Origin of the sequence: Collinsella sp. AF38-3AC, assembly GCF_003474365.1 — a bacterium.
Classification (GTDB): Bacteria; Actinomycetota; Coriobacteriia; order Coriobacteriales; family Coriobacteriaceae; genus Collinsella.
This window is the reverse complement of the sequence record NZ_QROM01000002.1, coordinates 42,642-67,712: the sequence shown is the minus strand read 5'-3', so window position 1 is coordinate 67,712 and position 25,071 is coordinate 42,642. Positions and strand designations below refer to the sequence as shown.

Below are 25,071 nucleotides of genomic sequence, written 5' to 3'. Positions count from 1 at the left end.
GTTTTGGTTATCATAAGTGAGTTTATGAACTTCCAGCACCGCCGTATCCGGTGAGGGTGCTATAGCAAAAGGAGGATACCCAATGCTGTCTGTTGACGAGCAAATGCGTATCATCACCTCGGGCGCTGCGAAGATCGTCCCCGAGGCCGACCTTCGCAAGAAGCTTGAGAAGGGCGAGCCCCTCAACATCAAGCTCGGCGTCGACCCCACCAGCCCCGATCTGCACCTGGGCCATGCCGTGCCGCTGCGCAAGATGCGCCAGTTCCAGGACCTGGGCCACAACGTCACCCTTATCATCGGCAACGGCACCGCGCTGATCGGCGACCCCTCGGGCAAGAACTCCACGCGTCCGCAGCTTTCGCAGGAGCAGATCGAGGCCAACGCCGAGACCTATGTGAGCCAGGCCATGAAGATCCTGGACCCCGAGAAGACCACCATCGTGCACAACGGCGATTGGATCCTTTCGATGGATCTGGCCGGCCTGCTGCAGGTGTGCTCCAAGTTTACCGTCGCCCGCATCCTTGAGCGCGACGACTTTACCAAGCGCTACCAGTCCCAGACGCCGATCGCCCTGCACGAGTTCCTGTACCCCGTGATGCAGGCCTTCGACTCCGTTCAGATTAAGGCCGACGTGGAGATGGGCGGCACCGACCAGCTCTTTAACCTGCTCGCCGGCCGCGAGCTTATGGAGAAGATGGGCATGGAGCCGCAGATCGCGCTTACCATGCCGCTGCTCGAGGGCACCGACGGCGTGCGCAAGATGTCCAAGTCCTATGGCAACTACATCGGCCTGACCGATGCTCCCAAGGATATGTTCGGCAAGACCATGTCCATCCCCGACGAGATGATTGGCAAGTACTATCGTCTGGCCAGTTCGCTCACCCCGGCCGAGGTCGACAAGATCGATGCTGCTCTGGCCGATGGCTCTGCCGACCCCTACGAGCTCAAGCGCGCTCTTGGCCGCGACCTGTGCGACACCTACCACGGCGCCGGTGCCGGCGACGAGGCTCAGGCCGAGTTCGACCGCGTGTTCAAGGAGGGGCAGCTTGCCGACTTCCCCGAGAAGCACGTTGAGCTGACCGTCAACGACGAGGGCCAGATCTACCTCGCTGGCCTGCTCAAGGACCTGGGCCTTTCGGCCAGCGCCGGCCAGGCCCGCCGCGATATCGACGGCGGCGGCGTCAAGATCAACGGCGAGGCCGTGGCTCCCAAGAGCTACAACATCGACCCCAGCGCCCTCAAGCTGGGCGACACCCTCTCCGTAGGCAAGCGCAAAGGATTTAAGTTGGTCTAACGAGTAAGTTAACCTCACAGAATGAGAGTGGATAATCTTCCGTTTTTGGCCTGTTTGTGGGCTCAAAGTGGGAGATTATCCACTCTCGTCATTTGCAGGGGGGTGTATTGCTGTCCCATCGTTTGGGCATACAATGGCTATTGGTTTGCTGCGGTGAAGGTCTGTCCGCCCTGCAGCTTTTTTCTACGGTTAAAGGAGTATGTATGTCCGTTGAGGTCATGAGGTCTGTGATCGACGCTGCCGAGGGTCGCGTGCCCGTCGACACGCTGTTTACCAATGCGCAGATTGTCGACGTATATGGCCAGCGCGTGGCACCCGGTAGCGTTGCCGTCAAGGATGGCGTAATCGTCGGCGTGCTCTACGACGGTCGCGACGATGCCGCCGGCACCTACGAGGCGACCGAGGTTATCGACTGCCAGGGCCGCTATCTTGCTCCCGGCTTTATTGACGGGCACCTGCATATCGAGTCTTCGAACATCCGTCCCGCCGAGTATGCTCGCATGGCCGCGACGCGCGGTACTACCACCGCCATTGTCGACAGCCACGAGATTGCCAATGTTGCCGGTCTCGACGGCTTGCGCTTTATGATCGAGGATGGTCGCCGCGCACCCATCTCCATCAAGTACATGATGCCTTCGTGCGTGCCCGCGCTGCCCGATGAGCAGGCCGGTGCCGTTATTTCGGCCGCCGATATGCAGGCGTTTTTTGCCGAGCATCCGGGTGATGTCTTTGGCCTGGGCGAGATGATGAACCTGCCGGGCGTCTTTATGGCCGATCCCGAGACCTGTGCTCGTATCGACGCTGCCAACCAGACGCCGTCCAAGCAGGTCGACGGTCACGCCCCGCTCGTTGCCGGCAAGGATCTCAACGCCTATGCCGCGGCAGGCATCATTGCCGACCACGAGTCGACGATTCCCGAGGAGGCGCTCGACAAGCTGTCCCGCGGCATGTATGTGATGCTGCGTGAGGGCACGTGCAGCCACGACCTGGCTAATTTGTCCCCGATGCTGCTGGAGAACCCTGCCCGCGCCCGCCGCTGCTGCTTTGCGACCGACGACCGCGCTCCCTCCGATGCTCTTTCGACCGGCATGATCGACAATGCCTGCCGCGTGGCCATCGAGGCCGGCATCGACCCGGTGGTCGCTATCTCCATGGCGTCCCTTTCCACGGCTGAGGCATTTGGCCTGGACCACGGCTGTCGTGACCCGCATGAGCTCCGCGGCGCGATCGCCCCGGGCAAGCGCGCCGACCTGCTGGTGCTCAACGACCTGACGTTTGTCGCGGCTCCGCATCTCGTGTATGCCGCCGGTGCGCTCGTGGCACAGGACGGCGCCTTTGTGGGCGAGATTGCACCCGAGATGGCCGAGGTTGCGGCCCTTGCCGATGAGCTGCGCGCCTCCGTTAAGCTGCCGAAGCTTTCGCTTGACGTGTTCGATTATGCCTTTAAGCCGGGCGAGGCGGTTATTGATGTGATCCCGGGCATGGCTATCACGGGCATGGTTCGTCCCGAGACTGACGAGGGCCTGCGCCGCATTATGCTGATCGAACGTCACGGCCGCGGCGTGTCGCTGCAAGCCGAGGGCGCCGACGGTGATGGTCCTGCGGGCCTGGGTCTTGTTGGCAAGCACATCGGTCGCGGCTGGGTGCGCGGCTTTACCATCACGGGCGGCGCTATCGCCTCGACGATCGGCCACGACTCGCATAACGTGTGCGTGGTGGGCGACAACGCGACCGATATGATGGCTGCCGTCGAGGCTGTTGGCCAGGGCGGCCACGTGCTGGTGCGCAACGGCGAGGTCGTGGCGCGCATTCCTCTGGCGCTCGGCGGCCTGATGAGCGAGGGCACGGCCGAGGATGTCGCCGCGCAGCACGACGACTTTATGGTCAAGGCACGCGCCATGGGTATTGAGCCGCCGCTCGACCCCATCATGGGCATCATCTTCCTGCCCCTGCCGGTCATCCCGACGCTCCGCATCCGCCCCGAGGGCATGTTCGACGTTACAACCTTCACCTACGCCGACTAGTCATTGGGGACGTTCTTAAACGACTAGTCGTCGGGGACACTCTTTGGCGTGTCGCCTGACGCCGCGACCGTGAGACCTCTGGCACGCGTGAGCTATTTGCCGGGTCTATGTAACGTTTATGACTGCGGCGTCTTATATTTGAGCTCCCTTTGGGTACGTTGGAATCGGATACACGTTCGATTCCAACAAGCCCGAAGGGAGCTTTTCTATGTTTAAACTGATTGCATCCGATATGGACGGCACGCTGCTTGACGAAAACGGCCAGGTGCCTCCCGAGACCTACGAACTAATTTTGGCGCTGCGCGAGCGTGGCGTGCATTTTGCCGTATCGTCAGGCCGCCGCTACGATCGCCTGTGCGAGTTCTTTGCGCCCGTTCGCGACAAGATGGACTTTGTCGCAGCTAACGGTGCCCAGGTCTACGCCGACGGCAAAATGGTAGACCGCGAGGTGTATTCGCACCTGGCGATTCGAAAACTCGCCCAGGCCGTCAGGACGTTTCCCAATTTGCATCTTGCGCTCTTTGACCGAGCCAAGTCCTTTTTGCTCGATGACGAGAGCAAGTTCGTGCGCGAGGTCGATAAGGACCTTCCCAATGCCGAGCGCATTTGGGAGCTGCCCGATCCCAGCGTAAATATCATCAAAGCGAGTATCTTTTGCGATGACGGTGCTGTTATGGACAGCGCTTACGTACTACAGCGCGAACTCGGTCAGCTCTTTACTTTTGCGCCTTCGGGCAACGCGTGGATCGACGCCATGCAGCCCGGCGTATCGAAGGCTTCGGGTATTGCGCAGCTCGCGGAGCATTATGACATTGGGCGCGATGAGGTTATGGCGTTTGGCGACTCGATGAACGACTACGAGATTATTCGCTTTGTCGGCACGGGTTGCGCGATGGAAAACGCGCGCCCCGCGCTCAAGGCGGTGGCCGATCGCATGGTGGGTCGTAACCGCGACCACGCCGTCCAGCAAGAACTCCGCCGTGTTCTGGAGAGCCTTGCTTAATCCGGCAGATGGGGACGTTCCTTTTCTGCCGGGTTGCTGCTGCTAGGCGAGGGCGTCCATGATGGTGCGGGCGACGCCGTCGTGGTCGTTGTCGTATTCGGTGATGGCGTCGGAGGCCTCGCGGTCCTCGGGCTCGGCGTTGATCATGGCCGTGCCGTGGCCCGCTGCCTGCAGCATGGGGATGTCGTTGATGTTGTCGCCGAACGCCCAGGCGTCGGCGAGACGCTCGCCCAAGTGCTCGCATAGCCACGTGAGGGCCGTTCCCTTGGTGGCGCCCTCGCCCATGACCTCGATATTCATGGCGTACGAACGCGTGACCTCGATGCCTTCGAGCGTGTCGAGCGCCGCCGCGATGGTGTCGCGATCGGCCGGGTCGTGCCAGTACATGGCGATGCGTTCGAGCGTTTCGACCTCGTCGATCTTGCTGTCGACATCCAGGTCGATCGGTGTTCGTGTGCGCTTGAGCGAAGCCGCGATGTGGGGGTCGCCGCCGCAGAATTCGTCCAGGCGCGTGTAGAGCGAGCGGGGGAGGAAGCACTGCCCGTCCGCGAAGATATCGAAGGTGACGTCATGGCCGGCGGCAATGCTATGGACGCGGTGGGCGATGGTGCGGTCGAGTGGTCGGCTCAAAATGCGCGTAGCACGTGAGGCATCGGTGGGCGTATCGTTGTCGAGCTGCCAGACGCTGGCACCATTGGCGCAGACCGCGTAGTGCACGGCGGGATGGGCGAGGATGGGCTCAAAGACGCCTGACAGTGGACGTCCCGTGCAGGGCACAAACTCAATGCCGCGGCGCGCAAGCTCGTCGAGCATCGCCCAGGTGGCGTCGCTCATCTGCTTATCACTCGTCAGCAGCGTTCCGTCCATATCGGAAAACACAATCATTTGATGCAGCCCTTTCTGCTGGCATAAAAAGCGTGGCCGAGGGCGGCGATGCCCTGGCCACGCTCGAGTTCTATAACGGTCCGCGTCCTAGCGGTCGGCGAGTGGCTTGTACTCCAGCGGCTCGATCACCGGACGATAGGCCGGGCGAATAATACGGTGCGCGCAGAAGAGCTCTTCCATGCGGTGCGCCGACCAGCCTGCCATGCGGGCGACGGCGAACAGCGGCGTAAAGAGCGTCTCGGGCACGCCGAGCATCTTGTAGATAAAGCCCGTGTACAGGTCGATGTTGGCGCAGATGGGCTTGGTCATACCGTGGTCGCGCATGACCTGGGGTGCCAGGCGCTCGATGCGCTCGATGAGTGCGAACTCTTCGCCCAAGTCCTTCTTGGCGGCAAGTGCGCGCGCGTAACGGCGGCATACCTCGGCGCGCGGGTCGCTGAGCGTATAGACGGCGTGGCCCATGCCGTAGACGAGGCCCGTGCCGTCGAAGGCCTGCTTGTCGAGGATCTTGCCCAGGTAGGCCGCGACCTCGTCCTCGTCCTCCCAGTTGGAGACATGCGCGCGGATGTCCTCGTGCATAGACACGACCTTGGCATTGGCACCGCCGTGGCGCGGGCCCTTGAGCGATCCGATAGCCGCGGCGTAGGCGGAATACGGGTCAGTGGCCGAAGACGACAGCACGCGGCAGGCGAAGGTGGAGTTGTTGCCGCCGCCGTGCTCGGCATGCAGCATGAGCATAACGTCGAGCAGCATCGCCTCATCGCGGGTGAACGCCATGCCGCCGCGCAGGACCTGCAGGATGGTCTCGGCGGTGGAAAGGCCGGGCGTGGGGTGTGGCACGTGAACCTCGGAGCCGCGAAGCTTGGCGACCGAGGCCATGTGTGCGAAGGCGGCGATGCGCGGGAGACGTGCAAGCATGGAAATGGCGACGTCGATTTCGTGCTCGGGCGTGATCACGTCTGGTTCGGCATCGAAGGCGTAGAGCAACAGTACGGCGCGCTGGAGCACGTTCATGATGCTCGAAGACACCGTGGTCATAGGGAACTCTTTAACGTACTCGTCACTCAGATGTCTAAAGGCGCCCAGGCGCTCGCAAAAGCCGTCGAGCTCTTCCTTGTTGGGCAGCGAACCCGTGATAAGCAGATAGGCGACTTCCTCGTAGCCGTAGCGATTCTCGGCCTGGGCATTGTTGACCAGATCCTCGATGCTGTAGCCGCGAAGCGTGAGCTTGCCCTGATCGGGCACGACCTTTCCGTCGACCTTGTTGTAGCCGTGCACATCCGAGATACGAGTGAGGCCCGCGACCACGCCCGAGCCGTCGGCATTGCGCAGGCCGCGCTTGACATTGTGCTCGACAAACAGGCCCTCGTCATAAGGGTCGGTCGGCAGGCCGTGGTAGAGGTTTTCGCTCTCAGGCGAAATCTGGCGGCTTGCTTCGTAATCCAGAACCAGGCGGCTCAAGTGGTCATCGAAGCGGTAATAGATTTTCTTGGCGTCGTAGGCCATGCGCGCTCCTCTCCGGGCCGCATCGGGGTGACTTGCATGGGCATGCGCGCGTCAGGCTATCCCCAGCGGCTTGTTCGCTACAGGCGGTACATAAAGTTAAAGACGTCCTCGCGCTGGATGGACACATTGACGCCCGAAAGCTCGCCGGCCTCGGCCAGGGCCTTCTGCAGCTCGGCAAAGTCGAGCTTGGACTCGGCGGTGTCGGCCAGCATGGTCATGGTGAAGATGTCCTCGATAATGGACTGCGTGATGTCGCGGATGTCGACGTTGGCCTCGCCCAGAACGCGGGTGACGCCGGCGACGATGCCGGGGCGGTTCTTGCCAAGGACGGTGATGACGATACGGGAGGACGAGATCTCGGCCATGGGAAACCCTTTCGCGTGATTGCGGCGCGCGCGGGGCGCTCCGCTACGGTACAGTGTTCATCATTGTACCTGTCTGGCGCCAAAAGGGGTGCGCTTACAGCGGCGTTACACGTCTGCAACATGAGCGTGAGGGGGCAGGCCGCATGGGGAAGAGCCGTCTGGCGCGCGTCCAGCTCGTGTTGGGTTGATTTCCGAACTCAGCCGAACACATCGAGCGGATAGGCCGTTCCCGCAGTCAGCCGAACGCCTCCGACCGCTGATTCCAAACTGAAAACGGGGGGCATCCCCCACTATTCGGTGGGGGATACCGCTCCGCGGCGCATGCCGCGGGCGGCGCCCCTATCGGGCCACCGTGACCTCAGTTGGGATGGGCCCAGCACCGCGGCGTACTCGGTGGGGTAGAGCCGACTGATCGTCTTCACGTCGCGTATGACGATATTTCGGTCGTCCGGCTCGGTGACGCCGTAGCCGAACGCCTGGAGCGTCTCGATGGACTCCTGGATTCTCTGCTGGAACATGGGTCCCGGATCGACCCTCGGCCCGAGGTACCCGCGCCAGAGGCACGGCGAGACACGCAGCATGTTATGGATTTTGGAGATTGGCTCGATGTCGGCGTAGACGTTGAGCGTCGCCATGGCGTCCTTGTGCCCGAGGATCGATTGGAGCGCCTTGATATCGCCGCCCTGGCGGATCCACTGCGTGGCGAACGTGTGGCGCAGGCCGTGGAACGTGATCAGCTCGTCGTTGGTGCCCATGAGGCCGTTGGTCTCCGAGAACGTCTTGAACGCCCTGCGGATATAGCTCGCCGTCGCGAAGGCCGCGCCCGGCTCCGACAGGATGTAGCAGTTCCCGATCTCGACCGCCCCGGTAAGGTTGCGCGAGCGCAGCTTCCCGCGGTCGATCTCGTGGATCTCCTTCAGGAAGGGGAGCAGGCCGACCGGGTCGATGGGGATGCCCCTGGCGTCATGGGTCTTGGTGTCCTTGATGAACGAACCCATCCCCTTCGCGTACGCCACCGAGTGCCTGATCGAGATCAGGCCCGTCTCGAAATCCACATCGCACCACCGAAGGCCGCAGACCTCGCCGATTCGCATCCCCGTGTGCAGGGCGAGTACGACCGCCCCCTAATCCTCGGCGGACCAATCGAGTCCGAACTCCTTTCGGGCATCCTCTTCGCTCATGACTTCGAGAAGGTCTCCGGGTTGGCAACGAAGGGCGAGGCATAGCTGCTCGAGTGTGTTGAAGCGAATGCCGCGAATATGCCCTTTTTTTATACGGGACAGGTTCACGGGCGTGGTTCCAATCCTTTCGGCAAGTTCGTTCGAGGAAATCTTTCGCTCGGCCATGATCTTGTCGAGGCGAACAATTACGGGCATGGCGTTTCCTTACGCAATCTCGTCGGAGTCGAGGTACAGCTCTCGGGCGTACAAGAAGAGCTGGGAAAGCATGAGCAAGACGATGCCGAGAACCAGAGAGGTCCAGTCGAATGATGAAGCGATCTCTTGGGCGCCGACGGCCCCCTCGCCGCCAAACATCGAAACGGAGGTTTCGAGTGAGCCGGCGTAGAAGCTGGTGGCAGCTTGAACAACGAAGAGAATGCCGAGCACCTTCAAGCATGTCGCAGACCCTTTCTTGAAGGGGTCTCCGCTCTTGATCGTCCACACGAGAACGGCGCTGAGGATGGTCGTGGCGATACCGATGACGGCAGGGGCCAATGTCGAGATCGCAAGGGCTGGATACGCGGGGGAGTCTGCAATTACAGGGTTGTCGAGCACTTCGATTGCTGGCTTTAAGGAGAACGCCACTTGTGCGATGGCGGTGACGCAAAGGGCCGCAGAGGCTATCGCACATGCGATGCGGAAGGAATGAAGCCGGGGAGTGCGATTGTCGTAACTCATAATAACCTCCGAAGAATTTAAAAACCTCAGGTTACTTTTTAACAGTTTATGTTAAATTGATTTTGCCGGCAAGTAATCACAGCATGCTGCAACCGAAACCCCTCTAGATTGGAGAGGATTATGTTCAGTACTGTTAAGTCGTGTAAGCTCTTGGTTTTCCTCGGCCTCGCTCTTTGTCTGTTGCTGCCGGGAGCCCCCGCTTTTGCGGATACCCCGATGCCTCCTTCCCAGGAGAGCAGCCAGTGTGCCCTCGTTGAGCCCCTCGGGTATACGGACGACGTCGTCGATACCTACTGGAGCTACAGCTGTCCTCGCGGCGTGAGCGGGCACAGCATCTCGATGTTCAACATCTCTTACAAGACGATCTCCTACCGAAATGGCTATCGCCGATCCGCGCATCATAGGGAATCCCGCCTCGCTGCAATGTGTTCCTGTGGTGTTCTTGGCACAACTGATAAATGGCAATTTGTCTATAGCACCTACTAGATGCGAGGAGGGGCCGAGCATTTTGTTCGGCCCCTCTGTTCCGACTGGATGAGGTTAAGGTTGGCGATGAATATGCTCAAAATCTCGAAGGCAATCTTTAGGTCGCTCCTCTCCTCCAGGTCGCTCTGTGTTGCCGTTGTTGCGTTGATGGTTCTTTGTGCTCTGCCCGTCTTCAGGAGCGCGGCTGGCATCGACGGACGGGTTGAATACCTCGAGTCGGGAATAACCCGTGTTGAGCAGGAATTGTCAGCATCCTATGCGGATGCGCTTGTGAATGCGGGGGAGGAGGGCGTCTATACCTCTTCATCAAGCATGCCCGCGCTTCTGTACCCTCTTGCCGCGGGGCGTCTTGTCTTGGCGCCGCTCTCTCCTCTGCTTCCGTTTCTGCAGGTATCGGATGGAGCGTACTCCTTTTATGACGGATCGAAGGAGTACTTGCTATGGGCCGCAACGGCCGTTGCCGTCTCGTTCCTTGCCGCGCGTCTTAACAAACGTGAAAAACTCATCATCCAGGCACCGATGGGTGAGCTGGGCAGGCTTGTTGCATCGAGCGTATGGGCGAGTGTTTTTGCGATGCTTGCCGTCTTCGCCGTCAATCTTCCAGGGATAATCGCCGCACTTGTGAAGAATGGCCCGGGCTCGCTGTTCTATCCGATAGGCTACGTTCAATATGCGACTCCGGTTATCAAACCGGCTTGGCTGGTGTTCGCACAGACGGCCATCTTGCAATTCTTGGTGGCGGCGTTCATCTCGCTCGTCGTTCACCTTGCCGTGAAGATTGCCAATAACCCTACGCTTGGAATCGTGTTCGTATGTGCCCTGATGGGGGCGACGATGGTTCCCGGGTATTACGGAAGATCCATCGCTTTACGTGAGTTCGCCCTGTTGAATCCCCTTACGTATGCGAACACTGAGTTGACCGTCGGCGCCTATAGCCCGTACCCGACAACGCAGATAGTGAATCTGCCTGGACTTTGCTTCGAGCGTGGCGCGATTACCCTCGTATGCGCAATCGGGATCGAGGTGCTGGCAATTAGCCTGCTTTGCGTTGCTGGAAAGAGCGGCTGCGCGCGCCCGATGTCCCCGATTTGTCTTGAGAGAGGTTCCTTCACCGCATCGAGAACGACAGCCCGTTCGAGCGCTTGTACCTCCGCCGTTGCATACGTAAGAACGATGGGGAAGCTGCTCCTGCATTCTCCTGCCCTCGCCGTATGCGCGATTGCAATGTCGACGGCGATGCTGGCCCCGGCTCTGGTCGAGGTGTTTCCTGACGCTGGTGACGTTTCCGCTGTTCGGTATAGGGATGGGGAGCTCCGTTCAATAGATCGGTATCTAGAGCAGGACGTTGCGAATATGGACGTCGAGGGCAAAGCGGCCCTGGAAGGCATGCGAGATGCTCTTTCGGGTTTCGTGTACGCGCCCACGCCTGCGGAGGGGTTTCGAAGCCTTGCGACGTACGAGCGCGCTCGAGGCGAGCTGGGCGCGGCAGATGCGACCCTCCTGCAATCGATCGGAATCGAGCCGGAGACTCCTTCTCGTGCGGAGGCGCGCGCCCTTCTGCTCGAGTCGATCGCGAGCTTGCCGGACCCCAAGGTTTACGAGTTAAGTACGAAGATGCCCCCATTAATCCTCCTTTCCTATCTCCAGGCAGCGCTTCCTTCCTTGTTTTGGCTGTTGCCCGTGGTTGTCACATCGCTTGCGTGCACCTACCTGCGGTGCCGTTCCCTTCTGGTTTTCCAAGTCCCCGCAACAGCGCATGTGCGTTTTCTGACGGCTGTTGCGCTGTCTCTCCTGCTTGGCTTGGCGCTGCTTTTGGTGTCGATGGTTCCCGCTGCGGTTGTGTCCTTGATTAAGAACGGTGCGGGTGGATCGGAGTATCCCGTCGCTCTCATTCGGGCGGGAGCTTCGACAACGTCCATGGTGGGGGAGGCGGTGTTGTGCAGCATTCCGTTGCTGGTCATGGCATACGGCGTGATTTCCGTCGTCGCTGCGTTGACAGCAGCGATTAGCCGCAACCCCGTTGTCACCGGAGTGGTTTGCGCGGTTCTCTTGGTGTTGGGTTCGTTGAGCGCTCATGTTGAAAGCGCGGGCATGGGCGTCGCGCTGCTGGCTCCATTCGCCTCGTTTGATCCCGCTTCCCAGGTGGGGACGATTGGGTTCCTTGGGCGAGGGACGAACGCGATGCCTTTTGGAGAGGTCGTCGGCGCATCGGTCGCTCTGCTGGTGGTCTTGGGCGCCGTATCTCCGTTGATGGTGCGCCTGAGTGTTCCAAAGATCGAAAGGGGATGATCTCGATGATTGGCCTTCAAACGCTGACGATCTCTTATGGAAAGAAGGTACTCGTAGATTCGGTGGACGCTGAGTTTGCCCCGGGTACGGTCTACGGTCTCGTCGCTCCGAACGGGCATGGAAAGACGACGTTGCTGCGGGCGATGGCAGGTTTGCCGGGTCCTCGCGTGGACGGGAGCATCGTTCTGGATGAGGCGCAGGGCACGGGTACAAGAGAGGTCCGTTCTATGATCTTCTACGCACCTGGTGAGGGGACGCTGCTGTATCCCGGATTGCGTGCGGAAGATCACCTCAAGATGGTTTGCGATATGTGGCCACATGCTCGCGATATCGAAGTGATAGTGGAACAAACGCAGATAGGCGAGTTCGCGAAGATGAGGATCCGTACTCTGAGCCAGGGCATGAAGCAGCAGCTTACCCTGGCGATTGCGTATGCGACGGGTGCGCGGTACCTTCTATTAGATGAGCCCATGAACGCGCTCGACCCCAGCAGGGTGGACTTGCATTCAGAGATCCTCAGGAAGCTGGCCGATTCTGGTACGTGCATCATCATGTCATCCCACATCTTGGATTCGGTCGATAGGCAGTGCGATGAGATTCTGTTTTTGAAGGATGGGAGGCTCATTAGAAGCATCCCGCAAGATGATACTGCGCCGAAGTCTCGTGGATCCCATTTCGCAAAGCCTGCCGGACGCGCCGAGGGTGCGCTAAGCACGTATCGGCGACTCTACGAAAAGGGCGGGTAGAAATGCAAGTTAAAAATCTATGTGGTCAATATGATACCGTTGAACCCGCGTATCAATACCGCTCAGCCATTTGCCTCGCCCCCGTCGCACGTATCTTCATTCGGTCTGTCATTAATTAAACTAACGATGCTTTGAGAAATGTAGGTGCTTCTAAATGTACTGTCGACTTCTTCTCAAACTAATCCTAAGAGACAGGGCCGTATGGATCTCTACGCTCGTTCTTGCCGCAGCCTTCTCCGTCCCCATCGCGTTCAATTCACCCATCTTCGGCCCCTTCTTTATGAAGCAGGGCATGCAGAGCTTTGTCGACGCATTCAATACGCGCGCAACCCAAGCCAACGGCAATATGAACGAGCGAGGAATCATCACGTTATCAGGGGCAATTTTGAGAAAGGAGATGTTTTCTATCCAAGACGTCCGTTAGGAGGACACAATGAAGAAAATCGTCGAAACCGGGATCACCAGGCGAGCCGCTATCGCCGCAGCGGCGGTTGGAGGAATCTCCCTACTGATGCCAAAAGGGGTGTTAGCGGCGGAATTTCAAACACTTGATCAGAATCGAATCGACTACTTCGTTCGCCCCGACCTCACTGAAAACCAGTTTGACGCGATGCTCCGCGAACGCGCGGAGGAAGAAGCTGCGCAAATCATCGAGCAAGCCCTCGCCGGGTACGATGGCGACGCACGAGCCGGGGGACGTCCGACCTACGACACGGTATACGGCAGCGTGGTAAACAAGAGCACTGGATGGCATGACGTCGCCGGACAGCCGGCGGGCGGCGTGCAGATATCGGGAGGTGGCTCTATCTTCGTATCACCTTCCGGCGGCGGATCGGTCGGTGTGTCGGTATCCCTTCCCGGAGGAGTTGGCAGCGTGAGCGTTTCCATCCCGAAGGCAAATCGCTCCCTCAGCGTGACGGGGTACGCGGTCAACATTTCCGGATCGGGCTTCTACAAGGCGACGGCGAACGTGACCCACAAGATTCAACCCTACGTCGTCTATGAGACGACGAACGGGGTACGCAGGGTCTACGCAAAGATGGCCACCAACACGTTCTACAGCATGGCTCTCGGCAAGCGCAAAGTAGGCTGACATGAAGACCGGCTCCGCCAAAATACCCATTGCGCTGGCGTTATTGGTCGCGATAGCCGCAATCGCAGTCTCTGCCGTATCCATAAAAGATGCGAACACCTTGAAACATGGCATTTCCGAAGGGTTCCGCCTAGACGGAGTGTACCGAGACCACGAGACCGGCTTAACCCAGCTCTCCTTCCTTGGGGAAGACGAAAACAGGTGGCAAATCGTCGACAGCAATGGAAATGTGACCGACGGTTCATTTGAGACAACCGGCGATCCGAACATCTTCATGTTGGCCGACCAATCAGGAGATGATTACGGATTTGTCCACCTGGCTTACGCCTCCGCAGACGGAAACCAAGGAAGCCTTTATTTGAACACCGGAACGTCGGTGCTCGAATTTGACAAGGTAACCAGCGGCCCGGCTTTCGTCGTGCCGTAAATGCAAATCGAGTGTCATGAGAGAAGAGGGGACTGGCCTTGCCAGCCCCCTCTTCCTTTTACTGCCCAAGCGGGAATGCTCACCACTGCAGTTCGCGAACGTCAGACGCTTCCTCCGCCCGCGGCACTCGGCCAGGTACATGCTGATGATGACTTGATACGGCACCACTGTACGGGCGGACTCCGCCTTGAAGTAGTCGATGTTCTAGCCGTCGATGTTCATAGTGACGCGGCGGCGCACCTTCCCGATGTAGGGGTTCGGAACGCTGTCGGAGAAGTCGACCTCGGCGGGCATCTCCATAATCTCGTCCTTGCCATTCGTTTCGATAGCTCCAATACTGCCGTCCCTCTGTCCTCGTCGATTTTCTCGCCGAGATTATCCTGATGGTCGAGCCGCCATGCCTCTCGCAATGGCAAACCGTCAGCACCCACGATTCCAGAACGTTGAAATTTGCAACGTTCTACCAGTGCGTGGGTCGTTTTGAAGGTAATTCATGGGACCATTTGTCGGTAATCCGTGGGTCATTTTTCCTCGCGTTGTGCCGAAAAGACCGTGAACCTTTTGTGGGACACGCGGCGCCGTGGTACCATAGCCGAGTTTGTTGTCTTGGTCGGAAACCAAGACGCCTTATGCGCTGATCGGTAACCAGCGCCTGACCAATAAGGAGTCCTACCATGAAGCAGGGTATCCATCCCCAGTATGTCGAGTGCACGGTGACGTGCTCCTGCGGCAACACCTTCAAGACGCACGCTACCGTGTCCGAGATGAAGGTCGAGCTTTGCAACGAGTGCCACCCGTTCTACACCGGCCAGCAGAAGTTCGTCGACACCGGTGGACGCGTCCAGCGCTTCGCCGACAAGTTCGGTGGCGCCGCTGCCGCTCAGCTCAAGAAGGCCGAGGAGGCCAAGGCTGCCAAGGCCGCCAAGGCTGCTGAGGCCGAGGCCGCTCGCAAGGCCGCCGCTGAGGCTAAGGCTGCCGAGAAGGCTAAGCGTGCCGCTAAGTTTGCCGAGGAGGCTGCCAAGCAGGCCGCCGAGGCTCCCGCAGAGGCTCCCGTCGAGGAGGCCGCTGCCGAGGCCGAGACCACCGAGGCTGCTGAGTAAGTAGCTCGCCGCGGAAACACTCGCATTCATGGCATAAGGGCCGCGCATCCGTTTGGGTGCGCGGCCCTTTTCTTTTTATTGGTGCAAGCTAGCCCGTCCCCATTGCGCCAGGTTGGTGCGAAGGGGACGGGCTAGCTTGCACCAAATGGCAGAGAGAGGCAGCGGTTTCCCAGATAAAAGCCGCCAAAATAAACCAGTCCCTTTTTGGCAGGCTGTCGTAGTTATTACGTGGTCGAGCGTGTCGACCGCATAGGCGGCGCCTTGTTTGGCTAAAGTACAAATATCTGTGTTTAACTCGTCCAAGGTTTTATGCCACGGGCGATGGCCAAAAAGGAAAACCACATGGGATTCATGTCAAAGCTGCTGTCCTTTGGATCCGATAAGGACCTCAAGCGCTACTACAAGATCGTCGACCAGATCAACGGTCTTGAGCCCCAGTTTGAGAAGATGACCGAGGAGGAACTCCGCGGCCAGACCGATAAGTTCCGCGAGCGTTACGCCAACGGCGAGTCGCTCGACGACATGCTCCCCGAGGCCTTTGCCACCGTGCGTGAGGCTTCCAAGCGCACCATGGGTATGCGCCACTTTGACGTGCAGCTTATTGGCGCCATGGCACTGCACGAGGGCCACATCGCCGAGATGAAGACCGGCGAAGGTAAGACCCTCGTCTCCACGTTGGCTGGCTATCTCAACGCTATTGCCGGCAAGGGCGTGCACGTCGTTACTGTCAATGATTACCTTGCCAAGCGCGACTCCGAGTGGATGGGCCGCATCTATAAGTACCTGGGCATGACCGTCGGTCTGCTCCAGAACAACATGCCGCTCGAGCTCAAGCGCCCGGCCTATCAGGCCGACATCACCTACGGCACCAACTCCGAGTTCGGCTTTGATTACCTGCGTGACAACATGGTTACCCGTCCCGAGCAGCGCGTGCAACGCGGCCACAACTACGCCATCGTCGACGAGGTTGACTCCATCCTGATCGATGAGGCCCGCACCCCGCTGATCATCTCGGGCGCTGGTACCAAGTCCGCCAGTACCTACAAGGACTTCGCGCGTGCCGTGCGTGGCCTTGAGCGCGGCGAGGACGTGTCGCACGACATGCTCACCGCCACCGAGGACGTCGAGCCCACGGGCGACTATGTCATGGACGAGGCCAAGCACACCATTGCCGCCACCGAGCGTGGCCTTAAGAAAATCGAGCGCCGCCTAGGCATCGAGGACATCTACGCCGATCTCTCGGGCCAGCTGGTCAACCACCTGCAGCAGGCGCTGAAGGCCCAGTACATGTTCCACCGCGATAAGCAGTACGTGGTCACCAACGGCGAGGTCAAGATCGTCGACGAGTTCACCGGCCGCATTATGGAAGGCCGCCGTTACTCCGAGGGCCTGCACCAGGCCATCGAGGCCAAAGAGGGCGTGCTCGTGCGCGAGGAGAACCAGACGCTGGCGACCATCACCCTGCAGAACTACTTCCGCCTGTATGACAAGCTCTCCGGTATGACCGGTACGGCACTCACCGAGGACGCCGAGTTCCGCGAGATCTACAAGCTGCCCGTTGAGGTCATTCCTTCCAACAGACCCGTGCAGCGCGTGGACCACGAGGACCTGGTCTACCGCACCATTCAGGCTAAGTACAACGCCGTTGCCGACGACGTTGAGCAGCGCCACGCTAAGGGCCAGCCGGTCCTGGTGGGTACCGTCTCCATCGAGAGCTCCGAGAAGCTGTCAGCCGCCCTTACCAAGCGCGGCATCGCGCACGAGGTCCTCAACGCTAAGCACCACGAGCGCGAGGCCCATATCGTTGCGCAGGCCGGACGCTACGGCGCCGTGACCATCGCTACTAACATGGCCGGTCGTGGTACCGACATCCTGCTGGGCGGCAACCCCGACGAGCTGGTGCGCGAGCGCCTTGAGTACGAGGGCCTGACCATGGAGGACGTGACACCCGAGCAGCTCGAGCAGTTTAACGCCGAGGCCAAGGAGACCTGCAAGGCCGAGCGCGAGCGCGTGCTTGCCGCCGGCGGTCTGACCGTCATCGGCACCGAGCGCCATGAGTCCCGTCGTATCGACAACCAGCTGCGCGGCCGCTCCGGCCGTCAGGGCGATCCGGGCGAGACCCAGTTCTACCTGTCGCTCGAGGACGACCTCATGCGCCTGTTCGGTGGCGACAAGATGGACCGCGTCTCCAAGATGATGGTCACGGCCGACATGGGCGACGACATGCCCATCCAGCACAAGATCATCTCCAAGGCCGTCGAGAGCGCCCAGCACAAGGTCGAGAGCATCAACTTCTCCATGCGCAAGAGCGTCCTCGAGTACGATGACGTCATGAACAAGCAGCGCCAGGTCATCTACGCCGAGCGCAACAAGATTCTGGACGGCAAGGATCTGACCGACCACATCACCGAGGTCATGCACGACACCGTGTACCGCTGCGTGCAGGAGTTCTGCACCAAGGACAGCCACGATGGCGAGCGCGATCTCGAGGGCCTGCGCAAGTGGGTCGTGGAGCTCACCGGGCATATCGATACGCCCAAGTTCCCCGACGAGGACTTTGAGGCCCTGGCTGCCGATGTCCTGGCCTACGTCGAGAAGTGCTACAACATGAAGGCCGAGCGCCTGGGTGAGGACCTCATGCGCGAGCTCAACACCCAGGTCATGCTGCGCGTCATCGATACCCGCTGGATGAACTACCTGCAGGAGATGGACTACCTCAAGACCGGTATCGGACTGCGCGGCTTTGGTCAGCGCGACCCGCTGGTCGAGTACAAGACCGAGGCTTATGGTGCCTTCCAGATGCTCGTCGACACCATGTACGAGGATTACCTGCGCACCGTCCTGCGCATCGAGATCAAGGCCGCCCCGCACGCCGTGGAGCACAAGGAGGACCCTGCGCTCGAGGGTGCACACTTCTCCGGCCCCGCCGATGTCGATGGCGACAACGGCAACTCGGTGCTGCGCAAGCAGGCACAGGTGCAAGCCCGTACGGTCGTCCAGGGAGGCCCGGCTGCCGTCAACAACGGTGGCAAGGTGACCACCTACCGCAAGTCCGAGAGCGATGACCCTTATGTCAACGTGGGCCGCAACGACCTGTGCCCCTGCGGCAGCGGCAAGAAGTTCAAGTACTGCCACGGCAGGAATCGTTAATGGCCGAGGCTTTAGAGGTAACGCCCGCCGAGCTGGACGCGTTTGCGGACCGGCTCGGCGAGGTCGAGTCGTATCTTCATTTGGACGAGAAGCGCACGCGCGTGACCGAGCTCGAGACCAAAAGCGTGGCCCCCGGCTTTTGGGATGACGCCGACGCCGCTCGCGCCACCATGGAGGAGATCGCTCGCGCCAAGGAAGATATCGCTGCCGTGGATACCGCGCGCGGCGAGCTATCTGACGCCCGCGCGGCGCTGGAGCTTGCCGAGGAGATGGGCGACGACCCCGATGCCGCCGCATTGCGCGAGGAGGCTGCCGCTACGGCAGAACGCCTGGCCCGCGCTATCGACGAGCTCGAGCTTTCGAGCTGGTTTACCGGTGAGTTCGATCACGGCGACGCGATTGTGACCATCAAACCCGGACAGGGCGGCCTGGAGGCGCAGGACTGGACCTTCATGCTCTTCAAGATGTACATGAAGTACTGCCAGCGTCGCGGCTGGAAGGTCACCATTAACGACTGCCCCGCAGCCGAGGTCATCGGCATCGACCGTGCGACCTTTACTGTCGAGGGCAAGGACGCGTTTGGCATGCTGCGCGCCGAGGCCGGCGTCCACCGTCTGGTGCGCATTAGCCCCACCGACGACAAGAAGCGCCGCCAGACCACGTTTGCCGGCGTCGAGGTCATCCCCGTGCTGCCTGACGATATCGACATCGAGATCAGTCCCGACGATATCCGCGTGGACGTGTATCACGCGAGCGGCCCGGGCGGACAGGGCGTCAACACCACCGACTCCGCCGTACGCGTGACGCATTTTCCCAGCGGCATCGTTGTCACTTGCCAAAACGAGCGCAGCCAGATTCAAAACAAGGCCGCGTGCATGCAGATTCTCAAGGCCCGTCTGTACGAGATCGAGCTCGAGAAGCGCGCCGAGGCGCTCGACGAGATTCGTGGACCCAAGACCACGATCGGTTTTGGTAACCAGATTCGCAGCTACGTGCTCTACCCGTATCAGATGGTCAAGGACCTGCGCTCGGGTGTGGAGACCAGCAACGTCGAGGCCGTTCTCGACGATGGCGATCTGGATCCGTTTGTGATCGGCTACCATCGCTGGGCAACCGGCAACGCCGATGCGGAGGCCCCGTCTGTCTAAACCCATAGGGTTGGCTTTGGGCAGATGTGGCCAATACGGACCCTGAGCGGGGGTGGTATTTGGTCGGCGAATCGGTAAAATCGAATACAAGAAGAAGCTCAAAGCGCATCCGTTTGGGTGCGCTTTTTTGAGGGAGGCAGCATGGCATATCGTCTGGACATCAAGCGCATTCTTTCGATGAACTTCTTTCGCGATCTGCCCCAGATTATGTTGGGGTGCGCTCTGGCCGCTATTGCGACCGACCTGTTTTTGATTCCCAACGGCCTTGCTGCCGGTGGCGTTACGGGCCTTGCCACCATTATCCAGGCGGTCGGCGCCTCGCATGGCATATCGCTTCCCGTCGGTATCCAGACCATCGTGATGAATGCCTTGCTGCTGCTGGTCGTTATGCGCGAGGGCGGCATGTTCTATGTGGTGCAGACCGCGACGGGCTTTGTGCTGCTGGGCTTTTTCACCGACCTGTTCGCTCCGTTTGTGGCGCCGTTGGCACATGCCGATCTGATGCTGCCCGCTATGTGGGGCGGCATTATCACGGGCATCGGCTACGGCATGGTGCTGCGCGCCGGTGCCAACACCGGCGGCTCCGACACGATCGGCCAGATCATCTCGCGCAATACGTCGCTACCGGTGGGCTCCACCGTCATGGCGATCGATGTTGCCGTGTGCGCGCTGTCGGCCCCGGTCTTTTCGGTCGAAAACGCGCTGTATGCAGGTCTTTCGATGGTGATCAGCGGCTACGTGATCGATGCTGTGGTCGATGGCGGCAACAAGCGTCGTATGGTGCTCATCATCTCGGACAACTTCCCCGATATCGCGGCCGACATCATGTATGGCCTGGGCCGCGGCTGCACCAAGTTAAAGGCGACCGGTATGTATTCGGGCGCCGAGAAGCCGGTGATTATGGTCATCGTGAGCCGTCGAGAGCTCAACACCCTGAAGACGATCGTGCGCGAGCGCGATCCTCACGCCATTGTGACGGTTGCCGATGTTACGGAAACCTTTGGCGAGGGATTCAAGGACATTAACGCGTAGGGCAGGCTGCGCCCCATCCAAAAGACGTTCACATTGATAAACCGTTTCATCAGTGGGTCTGCCTGCTAAATTGCTCAAATAATGATAAAAAGTCTGGTAAAGCCATCAGTTTCCAGCATAATGAATGACGTACGTGCATTGCGGCTGTGTTGGGATTACCTTCTGTGCCGTGCGCATTTTGTCTAATGAGGATGAAAGGAAGGCACAATGAGCGACGAAGAGCTCAAAAAGGTTGCCAACGAGGTTAGGAAGGGCATCGTCACCGGCGTGCACGCTGCCAAGTCCGGCCATCCGGGCGGTTCGCTCGGCGCTGCCGACATCATGACCTATCTGTACTTTGAGGAAATGAACGTCGACCCGGCTGATCCCCACAAGGCCGACCGCGATCGCTTTGTGCTCTCCAAGGGCCACTGTGCTCCGGGTCTGTACGCCGTGCTCGCCGAGCGTGGGTTCTTCCCCAAGGAGGATCTCGAGACGCTGCGCCATATCGGTAGCCACCTGCAGGGCCACCCCAACATGAACGACACCCCGGGCGTCGATATGTCCACCGGCTCGCTGGGCCAGGGCATCTCCGCCGCCGTGGGCATGGCGGTTGCCGCCAAGCACTGGGGCGATGACTATCGCACCTACGCCCTGCTGGGTGATGGCGAGAGCGAGGAAGGCCAGGTCTGGGAGGCCGCCATGTTTGCCGGCAACCAGCAGCTCGATAACCTTTGCGTGATCGTTGACCACAACGGCCTGCAAATCGATGGTCCCGTCGAGGAGGTCAACGACCCCATGCCGCTGGCAGACAAGTTCCGCGCCTTTAAGTTCCACGTGGTGGAGCTTGCCGACGGCAACGATTTCGATCAGATCCGCGCCGCCTTTGCCGAGGCCCGCGCCACCAAGGGCCAGCCGACCGCCATTATCGCCGAGACCATGAAGGGCAAGGGCGTTTCCTTTATGGAGAACCAGGTGGGTTGGCACGGCAAGGCCCCCAACGATGAACAGTTTGAGCAGGCCATGGCAGAGCTCACGGCCGCCGGAGAGGAGCTCTAGGATGGCAGACGTCAAGAAAATCGCCACGCGCGTAAGCTACGGCGAGGCCCTCGTCGAGCTCGCCAACGAGCACGACGACTTTGTGGTCCTCGACGCCGACCTGGCCGCCGCCACGCAGACCGGCAAGTTTAAGGCCGCCTGCCCCGATCGTTTCTTCGATGTGGGTATCGCCGAGAGCAACCTGATGGGTGTTGCCGCCGGTATCGCGACCACCGGCCGCGTTGCCTTTGCGAGCACCTTTGCCATGTTCGCCGCCGGCCGCGCCTTTGAGCAGGTCCGCAACTCCATCGGCTATCCGCATCTCAACGTTAAGATTGGCGCCACGCATGCCGGTATCTCGGTGGGCGAGGACGGCGCCACGCACCAGTGCTGCGAGGATATCGCCCTCATGCGCGTTATCCCTGGCATGACCGTTATCGTTCCCGCCGACGACGTCGAGGCCCGCGCCGTGACGCGCGCCGCCTACGAGTGCGACGGCCCTGTGTACATGCGCTTTGCCCGTCTGGCCTCGCCGGTTATCAACGACCCCGAGAACTATAAGTTCGAGTTGGGCAAGGGCATCGTTATGCGCGAGGGCGCCGACGTTACCATCATTGCCTGTGGTCTGATGGTCGGCGAGGCCCTCGAGGCCGCCGAGCAGCTTGCTGCCGAGGGTATCGACGCCGAGGTCATCAACATGCACACCATCAAGCCCATCGACGCCGACCTGATCGTCAAGAGCGCCACCAAGACCGGCCACGTCGTGACCGTCGAGGAGCACTCCGTGATCGGTGGTCTGGGCAGCGCCGTTGCCGATGTCCTGTGCGAGCAGTGCCCGACGCCGCTCAAGAAGATTGGCGTTAACGACACCTTTGGCGAGTCCGGCCCGGGTGCAGAGCTCCTGCACAAGTACGGCCTGGACGCCGCCAACATCGTGGCGACCACCAAGGAGTTCTTGGCATAAGGCAAGGCGAGGCAAAGTATCGCTTCAGCAACCGTATGCAATCCATAGCAGGGGCGTCCTCAAAGAGGACGCCCCTGTTTTTTGTCGGCAACAAACAAATTAGGCCCGCACCAAGCAAGGGCTTTCTCCGGGAAACGGGCCCAGACCAGCAAAGTGCAATTCAGACCCTTCCAACTTTGTATATGCAGCACCGTAAGATAAACGCGGCGGCCCCTTAGTAGCCGCAGGCCGCGCGTAGGGTTACCTCCCAAATCTTTCCGCAGGACGGAGGAGCCCCGCCGCACGTAGTGCGCAGCGGGGGCTCCGACATGTCCGAGGACGATTTGGGAGGTAACCCTACGCGCGGCCGGTGAGACCAAACCCCGCCATGCTTCTTATGTGCAGCAAAGCTAATGCTGCTAAAATACAAAGCGCTCATGTAGTTTAAACGCACGACGATAAGGAGCACCAGTGGGTAACCACTTCCGTACCTCCGGTGCGGGCGATGATGCCCCCAAGACGCAGACAGGCGTCCAGGGCAGTCGTTTCGCCACTCCGGATTCAGAGGGCCAGCCTGTTGCTCAGGCCCCCGCTCAGCCGGCAGATCAGGCACAGCCGGCATCCGATCCCTTTGCCTACAATCCCACCAGCGATGTCGCGCTTTCCGGCACGGCGGGTTTTGAGCCCGTTCAGGCCGTGACCGCTCGCGTGGAGCAGCCTCAGGCTGGCGCCGCCACGCCGCAGCCTACCATGGCCGGCATTCCCGACCCCATGGCCCCTGCGACGCCGGTTCCTCAGCCTGCGCAGTCCGGCCTCTTTGCCGCTATTCCCGACCCCACGCAGCCTGCTGCCCCGGTGGTCAAGAGCGATCAGGCAGCCGAGGTCGCAAGCCTCGATAACGCGCTCAACAATCCCGATTTTACGTCGGTGTTTGCGCCCATCGATCCGCAGGCCAGCCGCAAGAAGATGGCCAAGCAGGCCGGTGTCGAGCCCGTCATCCTTATGGAGCATGTCACCAAGATCTATCCGGCACAGCCCAACAAGCCCGCGCTCGACGATATCAACATCGAGATCTATCCGGGCGAGTTCGTCTTCCTGGTCGGTCACTCCGGCTCGGGTAAGACCACGCTGCTATCGACGCTCAACCGCGACGTCAAGCCGACGAGTGGCCGCATCCTGGTTGCCGGTCAGGACCTCATGAAGATCAAGAACCGCAAGGTTCCGTTCCTGCGCCGCCAGATTGGCGCCGTGTTCCAGGACTTTAAGCTTCTGCCGCAAAAGACCGCCTACGAAAACGTGGCGTTTGCCCTGCAGTGCATCGGCAAGCCCAAGGGCGTCATTCGCAGTCAGGTGCCCGAGGTGCTGCGCCTGGTCGGTCTGGCCGATCAGATGGACTCGCTGCCCGACCAGCTTTCCGGTGGCGAGCAGCAGCGCGTTGCCGTCGCCCGCGCTATGGTCAACCGTCCGCCGCTGCTGATCTGCGACGAGCCGACGGGCAACCTCGACCCGGCGATCTCGCTGGGCATCATGAAGCTGCTCGAGCGTATTAACCGCACCGGCACCACCGTGATCGTCGCCACGCACGACCGCGAGATGGTCGATAGCATGCACCGTCGCGTGATCGCCCTCGAGGGCGGCCACGTTATCCGCGACCAGGAGAGGGGAGGTTACGGCAACTATGGCACCAACTAACGTGGGCTACTCCTTCAAAGAGGCAATCAGCCACTTCTTCCGTAACTGGACTACCTCGCTCGGCGCCGTCATCACGATTTTCCTTTCGCTGTTTATCATCGGTCTGTTCATTATGGGCTCCGCGATGCTGAACTCCGTGATCGGCACCGTCGAGGATCAGGTTGTTATCAACGCATTCATCAGCGATGATGCCGACCAGGCGGACGTCCAGGCCTTTGAGGCCGAGCTCAAGACGTGGAGTAACGTCAAGTCCGTGACCTATAAGGATAAGGACGACGCGCTGGCCGAGTATACGAGCAAGATGTCGGGCAACGCCGATGCCACCATGAGTGCGCTCGACGGCCAGAACCCGCTTCCGGCCTCGTTCGCGATTGAGATGGACGATCCGTCTCAGGTCGAAAGCACGGCCAAGAAGCTCAAGAAGAATGCCGATTTCCAGAAGATCGCGGATGACGGCGACGTCAACGCGAGCGTGCTGTACGGCCAGGAGGAAGTGAGCCGCCTGTTCCAGGTGACCAACTACATCCGCATCGCCGCCGTGGTGCTCGTTGGCCTTCTGACCTTTATCGCATTCATCTTCATCAACAACACGATTCGCCTGTCCATCACGGCGCGTCGTCGTGAGATTGCGATTATGCGTCTGGTCGGCGCCAGCAACGGCTTCATTCGTGGCCCGTTTATCACCGAGGGCGTACTGCAGGCCATTTTGGGCTCGCTGCTTTCCATCGGCGTTCTGGAGCTGCTGCGTAATCTGATGATTCCGCGTCTGCAGGAGAGCATCGGCTGGATGTCGTTTGCCCTGCCGATGCAGTACTACCTGGTGACCTATGCTGCGCTGATTCTGGTCGGCGTGATTATCGGTCTCTTTGGTTCTGCCATCGCCATGCGCCGCTACCTGCGCGTGTAGGCATGCCTGGAATTCACCCCTTCCAACGGGTCGTCTCTTATGGGGCGACCCGTTTTTTGATCCCTA

21 protein-coding genes are annotated in these 25,071 nt (G+C 60.3%); 15 read left to right on the top strand and 6 right to left on the bottom strand.

What is annotated here, in order from left to right:
• Positions 1-82 precede the first annotated feature (82 nt).
• The 3 genes from tyrS to DW029_RS01625 all read left to right on the top strand — a co-directional run bounded on the left by tyrS (position 83) and on the right by DW029_RS01625 (position 4,321).
• Positions 83-1,294 (top strand): tyrosine--tRNA ligase, encoded by a 1,212-nt coding sequence (gene tyrS / locus DW029_RS01635; protein ID WP_117743540.1) that lies wholly within the window; start codon positions 83-85, stop codon positions 1,292-1,294.
• Positions 1,295-1,497: 203 nt separating this feature from the next.
• Entirely contained in the window at positions 1,498-3,318 is a 1,821-nt protein-coding gene (locus tag DW029_RS01630) for an adenine deaminase (protein WP_118345108.1), read from the top strand.
• Positions 3,319-3,526: 208 nt separating this feature from the next.
• Positions 3,527-4,321 (top strand): Cof-type HAD-IIB family hydrolase, encoded by a 795-nt coding sequence (locus DW029_RS01625; protein ID WP_118345107.1) that lies wholly within the window; start codon positions 3,527-3,529, stop codon positions 4,319-4,321.
• Positions 4,322-4,363: 42 nt separating this feature from the next.
• Here the strand turns inward: DW029_RS01625 and DW029_RS01620 are convergent, their stop codons facing one another.
• The 6 genes from DW029_RS01620 to DW029_RS11130 form a co-directional block, all read right to left on the bottom strand.
• The gene (locus tag DW029_RS01620) at positions 4,364-5,206 is read right to left on the bottom strand and encodes a Cof-type HAD-IIB family hydrolase (protein ID WP_118345106.1); all 843 of its coding nucleotides are present in this window, start codon (positions 5,204-5,206) and stop codon (positions 4,364-4,366) included.
• Positions 5,207-5,293: 87 nt separating this feature from the next.
• Positions 5,294-6,712, bottom strand: a complete 1,419-nt coding sequence (locus DW029_RS01615) for a citrate synthase (RefSeq protein WP_117763192.1) — start codon at positions 6,710-6,712, stop codon at positions 5,294-5,296.
• Between the two features lie 77 nt (positions 6,713-6,789).
• Positions 6,790-7,077 carry an ACT domain-containing protein gene (locus tag DW029_RS01610; protein WP_006235289.1) on the bottom strand — a complete coding sequence of 96 codons (288 nt, stop codon included), beginning with the start codon at positions 7,075-7,077 and terminating at the stop codon, positions 6,790-6,792.
• Positions 7,078-7,367: 290 nt separating this feature from the next.
• Positions 7,368-8,183, bottom strand: coding sequence for a site-specific integrase (locus DW029_RS01605; RefSeq protein ID WP_255413791.1), 816 nt, complete (start codon positions 8,181-8,183; stop codon positions 7,368-7,370).
• 18 nt (positions 8,184-8,201) lie between these two features.
• Positions 8,202-8,453 carry a helix-turn-helix transcriptional regulator gene (locus tag DW029_RS01600; RefSeq protein WP_006235292.1) on the bottom strand — a complete coding sequence of 84 codons (252 nt, stop codon included), beginning with the start codon at positions 8,451-8,453 and terminating at the stop codon, positions 8,202-8,204.
• Between the two features lie 9 nt (positions 8,454-8,462).
• The gene (locus DW029_RS11130; protein WP_118405657.1) at positions 8,463-8,975 is read right to left on the bottom strand and encodes a DUF2975 domain-containing protein; all 513 of its coding nucleotides are present in this window, start codon (positions 8,973-8,975) and stop codon (positions 8,463-8,465) included.
• A gap of 552 nt (positions 8,976-9,527) precedes the next feature.
• Here DW029_RS11130 and DW029_RS01580 point away from each other — a divergent pair.
• From DW029_RS01580 to ftsX, 12 genes are all read left to right on the top strand, one after another.
• Entirely contained in the window at positions 9,528-11,750 is a 2,223-nt protein-coding gene (locus DW029_RS01580) for a hypothetical protein (RefSeq protein WP_117743532.1), read from the top strand.
• Complete coding sequence (locus DW029_RS01575; RefSeq protein ID WP_117743531.1) at positions 11,747-12,496, top strand: ATP-binding cassette domain-containing protein; 750 nt, start codon at positions 11,747-11,749, stop codon at positions 12,494-12,496. Before DW029_RS01580 ends, DW029_RS01575 begins: the two co-directional genes overlap by 4 nt.
• Positions 12,497-12,929: 433 nt before the next feature.
• The gene (locus tag DW029_RS01565) at positions 12,930-13,589 is read left to right on the top strand and encodes a hypothetical protein (protein ID WP_117734374.1); all 660 of its coding nucleotides are present in this window, start codon (positions 12,930-12,932) and stop codon (positions 13,587-13,589) included.
• Position 13,590: 1 nt separating this feature from the next.
• Complete coding sequence (locus tag DW029_RS01560; protein WP_117734375.1) at positions 13,591-14,016, top strand: hypothetical protein; 426 nt, start codon at positions 13,591-13,593, stop codon at positions 14,014-14,016.
• 674 nt (positions 14,017-14,690) lie between these two features.
• Positions 14,691-15,116: a 50S ribosomal protein L31 gene (rpmE, locus tag DW029_RS01550; RefSeq protein WP_006235303.1), complete on the top strand. Its 426-nt coding sequence runs from the start codon at positions 14,691-14,693 to the stop codon at positions 15,114-15,116.
• Positions 15,117-15,458: 342 nt separating this feature from the next.
• Positions 15,459-18,266: a preprotein translocase subunit SecA gene (gene secA / locus DW029_RS01545; RefSeq protein ID WP_117743529.1), complete on the top strand. Its 2,808-nt coding sequence runs from the start codon at positions 15,459-15,461 to the stop codon at positions 18,264-18,266.
• Positions 18,266-19,414: a peptide chain release factor 2 gene (prfB, locus tag DW029_RS01540; protein ID WP_117743528.1), complete on the top strand. Its 1,149-nt coding sequence runs from the start codon at positions 18,266-18,268 to the stop codon at positions 19,412-19,414. Before secA ends, prfB begins: the two co-directional genes overlap by 1 nt.
• Before the next feature lie 141 nt (positions 19,415-19,555).
• The gene (locus DW029_RS01535) at positions 19,556-20,446 is read left to right on the top strand and encodes a YitT family protein (protein ID WP_117743527.1); all 891 of its coding nucleotides are present in this window, start codon (positions 19,556-19,558) and stop codon (positions 20,444-20,446) included.
• Between the two features lie 207 nt (positions 20,447-20,653).
• Complete coding sequence (locus DW029_RS01530; RefSeq protein WP_117734379.1) at positions 20,654-21,484, top strand: transketolase; 831 nt, start codon at positions 20,654-20,656, stop codon at positions 21,482-21,484.
• A gap of 1 nt (position 21,485) precedes the next feature.
• Entirely contained in the window at positions 21,486-22,427 is a 942-nt protein-coding gene (locus DW029_RS01525) for a transketolase family protein (RefSeq protein WP_117763190.1), read from the top strand.
• Between the two features lie 450 nt (positions 22,428-22,877).
• The gene (gene ftsE, locus DW029_RS01520; protein ID WP_117734381.1) at positions 22,878-24,098 is read left to right on the top strand and encodes a cell division ATP-binding protein FtsE; all 1,221 of its coding nucleotides are present in this window, start codon (positions 22,878-22,880) and stop codon (positions 24,096-24,098) included.
• Positions 24,085-25,005: a permease-like cell division protein FtsX gene (ftsX, locus tag DW029_RS01515; RefSeq protein ID WP_117734382.1), complete on the top strand. Its 921-nt coding sequence runs from the start codon at positions 24,085-24,087 to the stop codon at positions 25,003-25,005. The genes ftsE and ftsX overlap by 14 nt, the downstream gene beginning before the upstream one ends.
• The last annotated feature ends 66 nt before the right edge of the window (positions 25,006-25,071 follow it).

Coding starts and splice junctions, on each gene's coding strand:
- DW029_RS01575 (WP_117743531.1), top strand. CDS start 11,747: ATGATCTCGATGATTGGCCTTCAAACGCTGACGATCTCTTATGGAAAG.
- tyrS (WP_117743540.1), top strand. CDS start 83: ATGCTGTCTGTTGACGAGCAAATGCGTATCATCACCTCGGGCGCTGCG.
- prfB (WP_117743528.1), top strand. CDS start 18,266: ATGGCCGAGGCTTTAGAGGTAACGCCCGCCGAGCTGGACGCGTTTGCG.
- DW029_RS01630 (WP_118345108.1), top strand. CDS start 1,498: ATGTCCGTTGAGGTCATGAGGTCTGTGATCGACGCTGCCGAGGGTCGC.
- DW029_RS01600 (WP_006235292.1), bottom strand. CDS start 8,453: ATGCCCGTAATTGTTCGCCTCGACAAGATCATGGCCGAGCGAAAGATT.
- DW029_RS01535 (WP_117743527.1), top strand. CDS start 19,556: ATGGCATATCGTCTGGACATCAAGCGCATTCTTTCGATGAACTTCTTT.
- DW029_RS01530 (WP_117734379.1), top strand. CDS start 20,654: ATGAGCGACGAAGAGCTCAAAAAGGTTGCCAACGAGGTTAGGAAGGGC.
- DW029_RS01625 (WP_118345107.1), top strand. CDS start 3,527: ATGTTTAAACTGATTGCATCCGATATGGACGGCACGCTGCTTGACGAA.
- DW029_RS01615 (WP_117763192.1), bottom strand. CDS start 6,712: ATGGCCTACGACGCCAAGAAAATCTATTACCGCTTCGATGACCACTTG.
- rpmE (WP_006235303.1), top strand. CDS start 14,691: ATGAAGCAGGGTATCCATCCCCAGTATGTCGAGTGCACGGTGACGTGC.
- DW029_RS01610 (WP_006235289.1), bottom strand. CDS start 7,077: ATGGCCGAGATCTCGTCCTCCCGTATCGTCATCACCGTCCTTGGCAAG.
- DW029_RS01565 (WP_117734374.1), top strand. CDS start 12,930: ATGAAGAAAATCGTCGAAACCGGGATCACCAGGCGAGCCGCTATCGCC.
- DW029_RS01620 (WP_118345106.1), bottom strand. CDS start 5,206: ATGATTGTGTTTTCCGATATGGACGGAACGCTGCTGACGAGTGATAAG.
- ftsX (WP_117734382.1), top strand. CDS start 24,085: ATGGCACCAACTAACGTGGGCTACTCCTTCAAAGAGGCAATCAGCCAC.
- DW029_RS01580 (WP_117743532.1), top strand. CDS start 9,528: ATGAATATGCTCAAAATCTCGAAGGCAATCTTTAGGTCGCTCCTCTCC.
- DW029_RS11130 (WP_118405657.1), bottom strand. CDS start 8,975: ATGAGTTACGACAATCGCACTCCCCGGCTTCATTCCTTCCGCATCGCA.
- DW029_RS01560 (WP_117734375.1), top strand. CDS start 13,591: ATGAAGACCGGCTCCGCCAAAATACCCATTGCGCTGGCGTTATTGGTC.
- secA (WP_117743529.1), top strand. CDS start 15,459: ATGGGATTCATGTCAAAGCTGCTGTCCTTTGGATCCGATAAGGACCTC.
- DW029_RS01525 (WP_117763190.1), top strand. CDS start 21,486: ATGGCAGACGTCAAGAAAATCGCCACGCGCGTAAGCTACGGCGAGGCC.